Genomic DNA, 15,928 nt, shown 5'->3' on the forward strand with positions numbered 1-15,928 from the left:
ACTATTCAAGCCATTTAATAAGCTCATCCCAAGCTAGTGAATACAAGTGCTTAGAACGTTTTTCAATCCATTCAGCGTTCCAACCACTTTCAATATTACCTAACGTAACTAAATTTGGCATATGATTTTGCTCTTCAAGAATTGCCTTTGTACTATCTCGGAAATTGAATCCATACTTTGTTTGAGCATCAATCAGAATTTCATTGGCTTCTTCTCTGGTTTTTGCGCCTACTGCCTTGTATATTGTTTTTTTCTCTTGCCATACCTTATTACTCAATGCCGAATTTAACTTTGAGGAGATTAGTATTAAGTTTCCTAACGTATGAACTAGTGTTCCGTTAGAGTATATCTCTGGTGGCCATTTATCACCGTGCGTTTGGGGAGCAATATGCTCTAATGTTAAGCTAACTTCGTCTTGATACATCTCCATAGTTAAACAAGAATTTGTAGCAGATTTACCTTTGATAAGAAAACCAGGATTTTCTGGGTCTTCCACCGTATTATTATGAGCTGATAAAAGCACTATTTTAGCTACTTTTTTCTGATTGTATATAGGTAGAGCTGTCGCTTTTTGAATGAAACCTTGCTTATCTTTTAAAGCACCTTTACGACTAGGGTCAATCAATCGTGATTTAAGCGCTTTTTTAAACGAATCAATGTCGATAATGTCATCTTTCATATGAATTTTAGCTATAGGCAGCAGACCTGTAGTATCGGTAATGCCTAAAAGTTCTCTATACTCTTTATCTATGCCAGCTGTACCCATCCTAGATGCTCGCCATAAGACACTAAATGCAACAATAGCTTTTAGCGCTTCTTCAAACTCATAGAGTCTAAGCTGTTTTTGATCATTGTCTTTTGATTCAATTATTTGAGTGAAGAAGTTAGTCAATACGGGAATTACAATTGTATGAGTTAAGTCATTTAGAAAGCTTAAACATAGTCTACTAGTGTTAGACAATGCTCTATCACCAATAAATTGATGGATATTATTAAAACTCTTCGTTTCCCAAAAATAATTTTTAAAGTTAGCACAGTCACGTAGCGTCTGAATTAACCTTATTTTTTCTTGCGAATGATCATCACCATAATTCTTATCTTCGCTCTGAGCATTTTCAAAAGCGGTTTTTAGCTTACTACGCTGTTCGTTCAATCTACCTGAAACCTTCAGACCCGAATAAGCACCGAAAAAAGCTATTAATAAGTCTTTCGTGGCTTTTTGACGTTTATCACTGGCTGAGTAATCACTCAAATACTCTCCAATTTCATCTAAAAGCTTTTTCTCTCTAGAGTTTTCATAATTAGCTAATTTAACAGAGCCAACAACACGCGGTTTAAAAGTTTCAAAAGCTGTTAAAGGCTCTCCCGTCGTATTTAAAGACTCGAAAATTGTAAACGCGTAGTCTTCGTTTTTGCCTTTTACGACAGTCACGACAACTCTGTTTAGAATATAGTTAGCATAAAACATTAGCAGAGACAGTTGATCAAAGTTATCTTTAAATTCTGTGCTGATATTTTTGATATGATCGACAGGTACTGTGCCAGGATTAAACAAATTCTCTAAAAAAACTTTAGAGTTGTAAATCTCGTTACAAGTAGGAATCTCCTCCATTTCATCATCATCACTGTTTTTATCAAGCTTTCTTAATATGTTTTTTAACTGGTTAAACCTATCAACTAGATCTGCTTCGCCTTCAATATTTTCATCAATTCTTTTAGAGGGTCGAAAATTAGTAGCTTGATAACCTTCTTTGTTTATCTCTTGAATATAGTTAAAGGTTAGATGCGCGGCAGGCGAATGATAGTGACATTTATCTTTGTCTCTAGACCATGAATCTTCTAATGATCTGATCATTCTTGGGTAAAAAGGCGAATTTCCACGACCATAATTTTCATAAAAAGTTAGAGCTAAGTCCGTCAGAACATCTATCGTTTTTCCATCTAACCATTTGAAAGCTTCCATATTCTCTTCATATCTTTGCTTTTCTCTTTGGTCACCTTCTTCAACGGAATCTTGTTCTTGTTCAAAATTACTTTGGTATTTATCCATCATTTTTTTAAATCGCTTGTACATCAACGATATTTCATTGTGCAAAGCTATACATAATATCAGGAGTGTGGTCATTCGCTGTTGACCATCAATTACTGTTAAAACCTTACCAGGTACATCGTCCCTTACTATAGGCTGAATGGTAGAGTGATTGATATCATGTATTGTTATGACTGTGCCAAGAAACGTAAAACTATCATTAGAATCAATAAGCTTTTTAAAACCATGGCTAATGTCTTCCATTAGCCTATCGACCTTATTCTTATTCCAGCTATAAGGTCTTTGATAAGATGGTATGTAAAGTCCGAGACCTCGATCATATAGTAATTCTGATACAGGCTTAGTTACCGCTTCAAATATGCTTTTTGCTTCTACAGACATTTTTCGACCTTGTATATGATGGTATTAGACAGGAAAATAAGATTCTAACAATTGTAGGTTTCTAAAATCTACAGAATAGATTGATGTTGGCTTATCTTGCTTTAAGTATGATATTTTATTTTAGTTCAAAAGTAGCATTTTTGATACTGTATTTTAAGTTATAAGTAGTTATTGAGCGCCAAGACCATGAAATAGGTACGCTTAGATAATATCGCTAGAAAAAAGAGCCGCTACTCAAATCGAAACTTCTTATCAAATATCTTAAATTAGTTGACTACTGTAATCGGCTATTACGAGTAAGTCTTCAACATCCAAGTAATAAAAACATCGAGTAGACTATTGAATCGGAACAAATGAATTTCTAGTGGCTGTAGAGGCGTATGAGAAATTTTAATGAGAGATGCTATAGTATTTAATTAGCTTTCCACTTGGGGAGTTAATCTAACAATGATTTCATTGATTTTATTAACAATTCTATCTTCGATAGGATTATTAACATAACTAATATGTTTCAATGTTTCTACTACTTTAAACCTAGACTCTAAGATTGTCTTAATCCCTTTACCCTTCTTCTCACTAATTGTATTCATGATACCAGCTAGGTCCATCTCATTCGTACCTGATGTAGGGCCTGTGAACAAAAATAAACTAAATGTAGTTCTTTTATGAGGTTCAATATCTAAGCAGTACAGTACAATCTTATCTTTTATCTCAACTCTTAGTAGTAGTCCTTTCCGATTTCTATCGTAAGCTTGAGACCATCTTGTGCCTTCAAAATCAAATAACCCATAAGGATAAGTATTATCAATATGATTTAGTGGTAGAGCCGTAACACGCCAATTCTCGTTTGCTGACTCAATTCCATGAAAAATTTCAGAAATTTCATTAAGAGACTTAATTTCACTTGGGGCTCTTTCAGGAGTTATTTGTACAGGGTTAATTGGATTATTTCTTACGTAATTTTCTTGACCTAGGGATCCTTTGTTTATGGCTTCATTATCTTGTAGAGTTACTTGGCTGATACCTACAACATCATAAACGGTCTCTTCTTTGCCATCCTGCTCACGCTTCTTCTGAACTGGTAATGTGTTGAGAAACGGAAAACGTGCACTTTGATCAAGCTCTATAATCAATTCAGCGTTATTAGCACTTGGTCTGTCTCCAGCAGTCAGTTCTATTTGATCTTCATCTACCGTTGCTTGTTCCTTAGATACTCTAACTTCGTATTCTTCTCTCTCACGTTCTTTAAATGTTTCGGCACTAATAATATTTAGTCTTTCAAACGGCCAAGAGTGGTGACAAGTTTGAATTTTACGTACTAAAAAGAATCTTTCTTTACTATCTTCTTTAGTCAAGTAGTGTCCTATAACGTCAAGTTTAGTTTTATCTTCGAAAGGTAGGGTTGTTTCTAAGGGTAGTCCAGTCAAGCTATGAAAATAATCATTTTCTTCTGAATGATTCAAAGCATTATTTGCACGACCATGAATTGATCGCATCGCAAAAAGTGTTGGCTTGTCCAGTAAAGCTCGAGCTATGAACGGAACATCACTATCAAGGAAGTGTCTGCTATTAAGTTTTATCGAACATGTTTCACGGTTATCCTCCCCGTCTTCAATAAGCTCAGCTAAATCCTTTATCCAGTCTTCTTCAAATAATTTAGAAATAAAATATTTTGATGCAGAGAAATAGTGTCTAATAATTTCAGAATAAGGAATAAGTACCGTAGTGCTTTTACCTTCAACGAAAGAATCTGAAATAGCTAATAAGGGTAATTTATTATTTAGATTAAGAGGATTAAATTTAGCAGAAGTATCTAGTGATTTATAGATATCTTTTTGAATACATCTATTTCGTTCTATACCAATCTCAATAGTTTCCGAAGTAATAGGCTCAAAAACATTTTCAATGACTCTAGAGCCTTTAGCCTTCCAAATAGAGCCTGCTGACATTAGATATAAGTACTCAACCCTTACTTCTACAATGATTAATCCTGCATTAGGTTTTTTACCAATAGAGCTGAAGTATCTGTTGTAATTTCCAGTTGATTCATAGCTTTTTAACTTATTTATTGACACTGTTTCATGCAACTTGAAAAATTTAACTCTTAGAAATTCAAACGGCTCATGTTTGCTAATATTTTCAATCGCTTCCAACCTATATAGCGCTTCGTTCGTAAAATAACTATCTTCGAAGCGCTCGTTCTCAAATGTTATCTTCACAATAAGACCCTTCGTAAGTTGTACAAATTTCGTTTGATCAATATAGTTCTAGGGTCTGTTGAACATTCGATCATGGCACTGACAGAGACTATTTTTTAGACAATTCTAGATTAAAAATATCTAGTTTAGTCACTCTAAGCGGATCTTTTTAATGATGAATTGGCAAAAAAGAGTCCTGTCCCCAGCACTTAATAAAGAGGGGCTGATGCTAAAACCGCTCTATTCGTTGTAAAAATCTAGCCAATGCAATAAGCATTACCTGCAATTTTTCCTTAGACTAGACCTATTTTAGCTATCAGCAGTGCTCATTTATGAATGTTCAACAGACCCTAATCTTATTTCGCTAATTTTCACTTCAAATATAAGTTTATACATGTTATCAATTATAGTTGTAATTATCATTTAATTTTGTAATTATCATTTAATTTTGTAGTTGTCAGCGACAGCGTCCTGAAGCATCGCCATCATAGCCACAGGGGCAAGGATTCATCGCCGCAACCAATTGAAAATTAGCAGGAAAGGTCATTTGTGAATTGGCACGGCTAATAGTGATCTGCTTGGCCTCTAATGGCTGACGCAATACCTCTAACACCGCACGATCAAACTCAGGCAATTCATCAAGGAATAAAACCCCCTTATTGGCAAGCGTTATCTCGCCAGGTTTGGGTCGTGAGCCTCCACCGACTAGCGCTACTGCTGATATCGTATGATGAACTTGACGAAAGGGGCGCGTACCATAGTCATAATCACTATCGGCGACCGAATAAGTGCTGGCGACCTCTAAAGCATCCTCCGCGCTTAGATCAGGCAATATCGTCGGTAGCCGCGACGCCATTAGCGTCTTGCCAGATCCAGGCGGCCCTGTAAATAATAGCGAATGCCCGCCTGCTGCCGCTATCTCTAATGCGCGCCGAGCGTGATGTTGACCTTTGACATCGGCAAGATCAACTTTATAGCCTGCATGTTGCTGCGTAGGACTCGGAGCAACCGTCTCTAACAGGTGATTATCAGTATTCAGATGACCATTAGGATGAGCTAACGCTTGCAGATGATTGCAAACCGCCTTTAGATTCTGTGCAGCTAATACTGTTATACCCTCAACCCGACTCGCCTCTGCACCATTGACGCTGGGCACTATTAGCTGCCTTGATTGCGCAGGCGGTAGCAATGGCTCTACCAGATCTTGTTCGTGGATAGATGACTTTTTTACAGATGTCTTTATTCCCACCTGCTTTTTTTCTGACGATTTTTTTTCTAATAGCTTGTTAGCCACTAGCGCCTCAGCTTTTATCGCTCGTGCGACGGCTAAGCTACCTGTGACTTGGCGTAGCTCACCGTTAAGTGCCAACTCACCAATAAACTCAAATGCTGATAATACCTGTGGGTCAAGCTGATCACTCGCTGCCAAAATACCGATAGCAATAGGTAAATCAAGCCGTGCACCGTCTTTGGGCAAGTCAGCAGGCGCTAGATTGATCGTCAAACGACGATTAGGAAATTGAAAACCAGAATTCAGAATCGCCGAGCGCACCCGATCTTTACTTTCGCGTACTGCCGCCTCTGGTAAGCCCACAATCGTTAATGCGGGCAAACCTTGTGATAGATGCACCTCTATAATAACTTGCGGCGCATGCAAGCCAACGACCGATCGTGTATAGACCTGAGCAAACGACATGAGCGTATCCTGATAGAAGTATATATCGATAATAGAGCATTAGTTAGTAGTGCGCAAATGTCGTTCATTTATTTATAAAAGACGGCCTACTCTTATGATGATAATGAGCCAATATATACGGCAGAATAATGCCCTTGGTTACTAAAATAGTCATTAGCTAATCAGTTGATATTATTAAATATTAAAACTTTATCGGTACGTTTCTTTCAAAACAAATCAGGTAATAAATCTGCTGGCTAAGCAGGTATAAGTTGCTATATTATCAATAGTGCTTGTATAGCAATAAAAAGGAATTTATTGATATCTTGAGGCTAATGGCATTTTGCTAGGGCCTTGTAGACAACCTTTAACTATGGATGGTTAAAATATGAATACTCAAGCTTGCAGTTGGCACACACCAACACTCACCTTACTGACAGTTGCCGTCTCGTTGGGACTGTCTAGTTGTTCAGACAACGATGATAAGATTACTAGTACTGCTATTCCCGTGACTTATTCAGCAGATATACAGCGTACCGAATTTGGCATTCCCCATATCACCGCCAATGATTATAAAGGGTTAGGCTACGGTGTTGGTTACGCTTTTGCTGAAGATAATTTATGCTCACTAGCTCGTGAAGTTGTCGTGGCTAGAGGTGAAAGTATGCTTTATCTAGGCGACGAAGGTAACTTAGCGAGTGATGCCTTTTATACCTGGTACAACTCTCCTGAAAGAAAAGCTAAGTTTTTAGCGGCGCAAGACCCTGAAACTATCGATGCGGTCACAGGTTATGCGGCAGGTTATAGCCGATATCTGCGTGATAAAGGTGTAGCTAATATCGACCCTACTTGTGCCAATGCTGCATGGGTACGCGAAATCACCCTTGACGATTTATTGACAGTTTATGGTAAAGCCAATCTACGTGGTGGCTTATCACCATTTCTTGGCCCTATTGTGAAAGCTGCACCGCCCACTAATCCTACTGGCATTGAAGGTAGCTCTAGAATGCGTAGCGTTGCTCCATCCAATCCTTTAGTGGAATCGGCACCTGAATTTGATATGGATGCTGTTGACGCTATGAGTGGCGGCAGTAATGCCTATGCCTTTGGTAGTGAGGTCACAGGGACTAGTAGCGGTGTGATGTATGGCAATCCACATGAGCCATGGGAAGGCGTGCAAAGGTTTTATCAGTTTCACTTAACGATACCAGGTGAGATTGATGTGATGGGTTCTGCTCAACAAGGACAGCCCTTTATCAATATCGGCTTTAACAAAGACGTCGCTTGGAGCCATACCGTATCCACTGCCAATCGTTATACGCTTTATCAGCTTAATTTAGTAGATGGCAACCCTCTGAAATATAAATACGAGGTAAGTCCAGGTGTGGTTGAAGAACGTGATATTAGAGAGGACAAAGTCACTATTCAACTACCGAATAATAAAGAAGAGGAACACATTATTTATGTCTCACAATATGGACCTATGTTAGCTGCTAATGAAATAAACCCTAATTTACCTTTACCTTCTTGGGGTGATAACAATCTAGCCTTTACTATTCGTGATGCTGCCTCCGAAAACCCTCGTGCACTTAACCAGTGGCGTAGTATGAATAAGGCCACTAGTGTCGAGGATCTAAGAGATAGAATGCAAAGCATTCTTGGACTCGGGTTTATCAATACGATTGCTACCGACCGCAACGGTAAAGCGCTTTATGCTGATATTTCAACCGTACCTAACGTCACTAAATCTAAGCTTGAGGAGTGTGGTTTCAATGCTGGAATTGCGCTTAGAACCCTGATTAGTTTTGCCAATATACCTGCACTTAATGGTAGTAATGCTGCCTGTGAATGGGGCGTTGATATAGACTCACCGCAGGCTGGGATCTTTGGACCTTCAAATCTACCGTTTTTGATTCGTGATGACTATGTCGCTAACTCAAATGATAGCTATTGGCTAAGCAATTTAGAGGAGCCTTTAACTGGATTTTCTCCAATGCTACGTCGTCGTTTAACGCCTTTTCTAGGCGCTACTCCAGTGGATGGTGTGCCATTACTTATGCGCTCACGTATGGGACTGGTTCAAATACAAGATCGACTCAATAATAGAGACGGACTTGGCGGTAGCAGCTTCAATTTAGATAATATGCAAGATGTCATATACGGTAATCGTAGCTATGTTGCTGAGCTGGTACTTGATGATGTGTTAGCTGATTGTCAGGCGAATCCTAACTTACCTTTGACAGGTGGTAACACTATCGATGCAACTACTGCTTGTAGTATTTTAAGCAATTGGGATCGTCGTAATAATCTTGATAGTAAAGGCGCGCATGTATTTAGAGAGTTCTGGCGTAATGTTAGTTTTGCTGAAACTACTGATACCATATTTAGTGTCAAGTTTGATGTTAATGATCCTGTTAACACGCCGCGTGACTTAATTATCAACGCCAATACCCGTACTGCTTTAGGTGATGCTATCAAGTTCTTCCAAGATAAGAATATTGCCCTTGATGCATCGTTAGCTGATTTGCAATATATCTTTGATGCTGGCAACAACAACGAACGGATTCCTATGCATGGTGGGTTTGGTCGTGAAGGTGTCTTCAATGTTGCAGAACCAAGAGGTACAAGAGCTAATGACGGTGCAAATTACGTCATCAATTTTGGTCCGACATATATGCAAACTGTCACTTTTGATAATAATGGCCCTATAGCAGAAGCCTCGTTGGGTTACTCGCAAGCTTCTGATACGAGCCGACCTTTCCATCGTGACCAAAGTCGTCGTTATTCTGATAAGAACTGGATTCGTCTTCCTTTTAGTACCAATGAAGTAGCGGATAAAGCAATTGGTAATAAGATTCAATTAAGAGAAAACCTACCTGCTAGTTAAAAGTTAAAATATTAGACAGCTATAAACGCGATTCTAAGTTCATCTTAGGATCGCTTTTTTATAAGGAAAGGGCTTACCAATCACCCCACTAAATATAAGGATTTGTTATAATAAGCAACCCCTATTGTGCGTTGAGTATTATCTAATAAATCACTATAAAAGATTAGACGCCTATAGAACCAATATAAGGAAAGTTACATGTCCTCACAATCGGATTCAAAAGCCAATTCAATCTCCAGTACTGCCCCGCAGCAGCCCTACAACCCTGCTAATGAACAGCCGACTACTGCGCGTCCCGTGGTCGAAGTAAACAACCCTTATGCCAGCCTACGTGGGACTAGCGGTAACAAACAACTCCCTGCGTTTGATGAATCGCTAGTGAATAAGTACAACCGCTCAGGGCCACGCTACACTTCTTATCCGACCGCGCTTGAGTTCTCCCCGATATCTGAGGGCTTAGAGGCACAGATATTACAAAACCGTGAAGCGCGGGCGCCATTATCGCTATACTTTCACATTCCGTTTTGTCGTCATCTTTGCTATTACTGTGCTTGTAATAAAATCATCACTAAAAAGAACAGCGATTCAGGCGACTATCTACAATACCTTATTAGTGAGATTAAACATAAGCGCAGCTTACTATCGACACCAGAAGATGGCACTGGTATTCGCAAGAACCCACTGGTTAAGCAGCTGCATTTAGGCGGTGGTACGCCGACGTTTTTGCGTGATGAAGAGATAGTACAGCTGTGGGAGTTTTTGCAGACCCAGTTTGATTTTTTGCCAGAAGATCAAGGCGATTATTCTATTGAGATAGACCCGCGTGAGCTGAGCGGTAATACGCTAAAAGTGCTACGTAATCTTGGCTTTAACCGTATCAGCCTTGGCGTACAAGACTTAGATGAAGCGGTACAAATCGCGGTCAATCGAGTGCATTCAGCAGAATTAATTGAAAACGTCCTAGCCGAGGCGCGTGAATTAGGCTTTCATTCTATTAACCTTGATCTGATTTATGGCTTGCCCCATCAGACACCGACTACCTTTAACAACACGGTAGAGCGCATCATCGAGATGGCACCAGATCGTCTGTCAGTATTTAACTACGCACATTTACCTGAGCGCTTCAAAGCTCAGCGCCAGATCAAAGATGAAGACTTGCCTAGTCCTGCTACTAAAATAACGATGCTTGGCAGTACTATCAATACTTTAACGGATGCAGGCTATCAGTTTATTGGTATTGATCACTTTGCCAAGCCTGATGATGAGCTGGCAGTAGCGCAGCGCGAAGGCAAGCTGCATCGCAACTTTCAGGGCTATACGATCATGGGCGACTGTGATCTATTAGGCTTTGGGGTCTCGTCAATCAGTCAGATTACCAACGCCAATAGTAGCTATATTTTGCAGAACCATACTGACTTAAGCGTTTATCAAGACAGCATTAATGCCTCAATTAACAATCCTGCTGTCATGCCAGCCGTCAAAGTTATCAAAACTTCTGTCAAAGATCGCTTGCGTGAGTATGTGATTATGAATCTGCTTTGTCATGACTATATTGACTTTCGTGATGTGAATCAAAAGTTCGGTATCGATGCGATCACCTACTTTATAGATGAGATCCAGCAGTTAGGCGAGATGCAAGCAGATAAACTTATTGACATGGATGCTGCTGGTATTCGTATCATGCCAAAGGGTCGTCTATTAGGTCGTAATGTGGCGATGGTATTTGATGAGTATCTTACAGAGAAGCACAAAGATCGATTTTCTAAAGTGATTTAAGCGCTCATATTTTGTTTAAAATTAAGTCAATAAAAAGGCCTCAATGATGAGGTCTTTTTTAGTTTGTGAGTAAAATAAAAATTGAAAGGTAAGTACTACACTTTTAACTTGTCACCGACCATACCTTTTACCGTACTTAAGATATCAGCGGGCAATACGACCATTTTCGAATTGTCAGACTCTGCTAATTGGCGAATCGCCTTGATATACTGCTCACCAAGTAGATAAACAATGGGCATCTCCTCATCTCCCATCGCTGCAGTAATAAGACGAATGGACTCCTCAGAACCCTTAGCCAGTACTACTTGCGCTTCAGCATCACGGCGTGACGCTTCTAGACGACCATCAGCTTCTAAGATAGCCGCTTGCTTTTGACCATCAGCACGAGTCACTGTCGCACGACGTAGACGCTCGGCCGCTGCTTGCTCTTCCATCGAGGCTTGCATAGTCTGTGAAGGGTTAATATCTTGAATCTCAACGGTCTTGAGGGTAATACCCCAATCAGCGATATCTTCTGAGATAGCATTCTTGAGCAAAGCTTTGATTTCATCACGACTGGATAAGGCATTATCCAAGTCCATCTCACCAATGATAGAGCGCAGTGAGGTCTGAACTAAATTACGAATACCATACTCATAGTCTTCAATCCCATAGACGGCTTTGTCTGGACGCACAATATTAATATAAGCGACCGCATTAGCAATGATCACCACGTTATCGCGGGTAATGACTTCTTGTGAGGGGATATCAAGCACGATATCTTTTGTAGTGACTTTATACGCTACTCTATCGATAAAAGGAATAATGAGCGTCAGGCCAGGCTCCAGCGTCTGATTAAATTTCCCTAGTCGCTGAACCACCCACTTATACCCTTGCGGTACGATACGCACCGCTTTTAAGACGGTAAATATGATCAAGGCAATCAATACCAAGGTTACGATACTAACGCCATTTAAACTACTTAAGATGCTATTCATAACGCTCTCCTTGAGCCATTGCTCTATTCAATCAGCAATGTCGTATGTGTTTACGCTTTTCAACTTATATAAATTATGCTACTAGAATACTTAATAGTTGAGATATTTATTTTTAAGAGCTTTAATTAAATAAATCACTTATCAAAGGTATTATTTGTCCATGAACTTATTTTTAAGACGCACTTGGTCTAAATTAGGCTTATTCAGGTTAAGACTACTCGCCTTAACTTTTTGGGCTATAGGTTGAGCTTCAACCGCAGGATTGATTTTAGAGATGATGTCAGGCTGCACGACGTTAGACATAGTAATACGTTTGGTTGGCGCTACAATAAGATCATTACCTACGATATCAGTCACGACCACTCTATCACCTACTTCGACCTTGTCATCTCCGGTACGGCAAGGCCATTCATCAGCACCGGCAATGGGGACATTAAAGCGCACTACACCAAGCGAATTGGTTTGCGGCTTAAGCACAATCATGCCAGTCTCACCGATAATCACACTACCGCCAAGTCCTGCTTTGGTACGATTTACCGATAAAGGCTTGATGTACCTGACCCAAGCGAACATAAACAGCACCGATAGACTTAGCCAGATCAACACCTCAAACAAGGCAGGAAGTGGTAATAACCAAGCTAGTGCGGCAACAATAATAGCGGCTGCACCGAACCAAAGGCTAGCAAAAGTAGGAATAAATATCTCGGCAATCATCAAGGTAAAGCCTAATACTAGCCAATGCCAGGGTTCAATCATAAACACAGCTTCAATCATGGTTATACCCTCCTTTTTATTCTTACTTATCAATGTAGCATACTTATAAGAGCAATATTGTCTTATATATCAATATTATAGCATTAGTTATGATTACAACGATAGCACCAAACCTTTTATTATGATTATAACTATAGACATAAAAAACGACCACCGAAGTGATCGTTTTTTGCTTTTCATTTTTCTAATCTAGATAATAAATACTTTTAAATTAGAACTTTAGATGTGCGCCAATTGTCATTAGATCAGCATCACTACCAGCGATATCATATTCAGCTTCGATACCGAAGTCAGAGTTAACGGCATAGCCAACACCTAGACCACCAGCAACGGTTGTATCACTATCTGAGTAGCTGTTTCTTCTAACGTCTACACCACCAACTCTATCAGTAAAATCACCTTCGATTTCAGTTCTAGCAACACCTAGCTTTGCTTTACCATATAAAGCTGTGTTTGGTACAAAATAACGATAAGTACCATAGACGCCATAAGTCTTAGCATCGATATCACCATTATAGTAATCGGCATCACTAGAACCTACGTATTCGGCTTCTACGCCAAAGTTAGGATCGAAGTTGTAACCACCATAAACACCATAAGCGGTTGGGTCATCAGCACCAGCGACATCTAGATCAAACTGACCTACTTTGACGCCGACATAAGGTGTACCTGTATAGCCATTACCATAAGCGACAGCAGCTTGTGCGCCTACGCTTACTAAAGAAGTAGCTGCTAGAGCAAGTAGAGTTTTTTGTAAAGTTTTCATCTTAATCTCCTTAACGTACAATGTGTACAAACAAGTTATATATTTATTTGCTATGTCTCTTTTTACTATGTCTTTTATAGACTTATCGCCTTGTTTGCTAACGATGTAGTTATAATAGCAAATAACATATTTCAATCTGTCAGTGTTTAGCAGTCTGATAGTTAAGTTTTGCAAGCCTTTATGGCTCAATGAGTTACAAAGGCAAAGATATGAAATCTTTTGTTACATTCATATCTTTTTGCTAAAAATTATGTACAAGAAATCTAACTTTCAGGTCACAAAAGACTTATTACTTGGCATCAAAAAATAAAAAACGCACCCCTAAGGATGCGCTATTTTATTAAAAGATTGTACTTTGGCTGAATCTAGCTCATTATTTCTTATCGTCTTCAACTTCAGTGAACTCAGCATCGACAACGTCATCATCAGCTTGGCTATTATCAGCGCCAGCATCAGCACCTTGTTGGAACTGGTTCGGATCCATACCTTCAGCGCCTGCACCACTATCCGCGTAGATCTTCTGGCTAACAGGCAAGAAAGCATTGTCTAATGCTTCAAGCTTGGCTTTGATGTCATCATGATCATCTTCTTTAGCTGCCATTTCAAGCTCTGAGATAGCCGCTTCTACTGATGATTTTTCTTCATCAGTTACTTTGTCTTCAGCATCTTTCAATGCTTTTTGTACCGCATGAATACGACCGTCGGCTTCATTACGCGCTTGCGCAAGGTTAGCAAATTTCTCATCTTCGGCAGCGTTAGCTTCGGCATCACGCACCATTTGTTCGACTTCTTCATCCGACAAACCAGAATCTGCTTTGATTTGAATACTTTGCGCTTTACCAGTACCTTTATCAGTGGCTGAGATGTTCATGATACCATCAGCGTTGATATCAAAAGATACTTCGATCTGCGGTAGACCACGTGGTGCTGGTGGAATATCCGTTAAGTCAAAACGACCAAGCTGTTTATTCTGATTAGCAATTTTACGCTCGCCTTGATACACCTGAATCGTGACCGCTGGCTGGTTATCTTCAGCGGTTGAAAACACTTGTGATTTCTTAGTAGGAATCATCGTATTTTTCTCGATAACTGGAGTCATAACCCCACCCATCGTTTCGATACCTAGGGTCAATGGCGTCACATCAAGAAGAAGTACATCAGTTTTCTCACCTGATAATACTGCGCCTTGAATCGCCGCACCAGCAGCAACAGCTTCATCAGGGTTAACATCTTTACGTGGCTCTTGACCAAAGAAGTCTTGTACTTTTTGCTGTACCAGTGGCATACGAGTCTGACCACCAACTAAGATAACGTCGTCAATCTCGCTAGTTTTCAAGCCAGCATCATCAAGAGCAATCTTACAAGGACCCATAGTACGTTGTACTAGCTCTTCGGTTAAGCTCTCAAGCTTTGAGCGACTAATTGTCACGACTAAATGCTTAGGACCTGTACTATCAGCAGTGATATAAGGCAAGTTTACTTCAGTGCTTTGCGCGCTTGATAGCTCAATTTTAGCTTTTTCAGCGGCTTCTTTGAGGCGCTGCATCGCTAAAGGGTCACCTTTTAAGTTAAAGTCTTGCTCTTTTTTGAACTCACCAACTAAGTACTCAATCAAAGCTGAGTCAAAGTCTTCACCACCTAAGAACGTATCACCATTAGTCGCAAGTACTTCAAACTGTTGCTCGCCATCGACATCAGCAATCTCAATGATTGACACGTCAAAAGTACCACCACCTAAGTCATAAACTGCGATAGTGCGATCGCCTTGCTTTTTGTCCATACCATAAGCTAATGCTGCAGCTGTTGGCTCATTGATAATACGCTTTACATCGAGACCTGCGATTTTACCCGCATCTTTAGTCGCTTGACGCTGTGAGTCATTGAAATATGCCGGTACGGTCACGACCGCTTCAGTAACACTCTCACCGAGATAGTCTTCTGCTGTCTTTTTCATTTTTTTCAAGATTTCAGCAGAAACTTGTGGTGGCGCTAATTTTTTATCGTTGATCTCAACCCAAGCATCACCATTATCAGCTTTAACGATTTTGTACGGCACCATGCCGATATCTTTTTGTACGACTTTGTCATCAAAACGACGACCGATTAAACGCTTGATAGCAAAAAGCGTTTTGTTTGGGTTCGTGACCGCTTGACGCTTAGCCGACTGACCGACAAGGATTTCATCATCTTTATAAGCGACGATTGAAGGGGTTGTACGAGTACCTTCAGCGTTTTCGATAATTTTAACTTTATCGCCTTCCATTACCGCGACACATGAGTTAGTTGTACCTAAATCAATACCTATAACCTTACCCATAATTAATTACTCCAATTTGATTAGATTTATGTTTGTATAGCTAAATTTTTGTTAGCTCAAAGCTCTTATCATTTGAATAAATCAAGCTGTGAGCTAAAATTATCAGACCATGAACGGTCACTTGTTG

At 39.7% G+C, this 15,928-nt stretch carries 7 protein-coding genes and 2 pseudogenes; 2 read left to right on the top strand and 7 right to left on the bottom strand.

The genetic code is table 11. The features are described 5' to 3' along the window. Window position 1: 1 nt before the first annotated feature. The 3 genes and pseudogenes from ACR63T_RS13465 to ACR63T_RS13475 form a co-directional block, all read right to left on the bottom strand. On the bottom strand, window positions 2-2,431 hold the full coding sequence (locus ACR63T_RS13465) for a DUF262 domain-containing protein (protein ID WP_472784311.1): 2,430 nt from the start codon (window positions 2,429-2,431) through the stop codon (window positions 2-4). Window positions 2,432-2,847: 416 nt separating this feature from the next. Beyond that, the gene (locus tag ACR63T_RS13470; RefSeq protein WP_472784312.1) at window positions 2,848-4,650 is read right to left on the bottom strand and encodes a hypothetical protein; all 1,803 of its coding nucleotides are present in this window, start codon (window positions 4,648-4,650) and stop codon (window positions 2,848-2,850) included. A gap of 439 nt (window positions 4,651-5,089) precedes the next feature. Further along, window positions 5,090-6,325: pseudogene (locus tag ACR63T_RS13475) on the bottom strand (YifB family Mg chelatase-like AAA ATPase); the annotation flags it as partial. 367 nt (window positions 6,326-6,692) lie between these two features. On the opposite strand from ACR63T_RS13475, the gene ACR63T_RS13480 reads away from it, so the two are divergent. Together ACR63T_RS13480 and hemN are read left to right on the top strand one after the other, a co-directional pair. Beyond that, window positions 6,693-9,191 carry a penicillin acylase family protein gene (locus ACR63T_RS13480; protein ID WP_472784313.1) on the top strand — a complete coding sequence of 833 codons (2,499 nt, stop codon included), beginning with the start codon at window positions 6,693-6,695 and terminating at the stop codon, window positions 9,189-9,191. Between the two features lie 198 nt (window positions 9,192-9,389). After that, window positions 9,390-10,967, top strand: coding sequence for an oxygen-independent coproporphyrinogen III oxidase (gene hemN, locus ACR63T_RS13485; protein WP_472784314.1), 1,578 nt, complete (start codon window positions 9,390-9,392; stop codon window positions 10,965-10,967). Window positions 10,968-11,062: 95 nt separating this feature from the next. Here hemN and ACR63T_RS13490 read toward each other — a convergent pair whose 3' ends face one another. The 4 genes and pseudogenes from ACR63T_RS13490 to dnaK form a co-directional block, all read right to left on the bottom strand. After that, entirely contained in the window at window positions 11,063-11,944 is an 882-nt protein-coding gene (locus ACR63T_RS13490; protein WP_472784315.1) for an SPFH domain-containing protein, read from the bottom strand. 318 nt (window positions 11,945-12,262) lie between these two features. Further along, a pseudogene (locus ACR63T_RS13495) lies at window positions 12,263-12,718 on the bottom strand (NfeD family protein); the annotation flags it as partial. 211 nt (window positions 12,719-12,929) lie between these two features. Beyond that, window positions 12,930-13,484, bottom strand: a complete 555-nt coding sequence (locus ACR63T_RS13500; RefSeq protein ID WP_472784316.1) for a porin family protein — start codon at window positions 13,482-13,484, stop codon at window positions 12,930-12,932. Window positions 13,485-13,857: 373 nt separating this feature from the next. Further along, window positions 13,858-15,801: a molecular chaperone DnaK gene (gene dnaK, locus ACR63T_RS13505; RefSeq protein WP_472784317.1), complete on the bottom strand. Its 1,944-nt coding sequence runs from the start codon at window positions 15,799-15,801 to the stop codon at window positions 13,858-13,860. Window positions 15,802-15,928 lie beyond the last annotated feature (127 nt).

Source organism: Psychrobacter sp. M17(2026) (assembly GCF_055699815.1).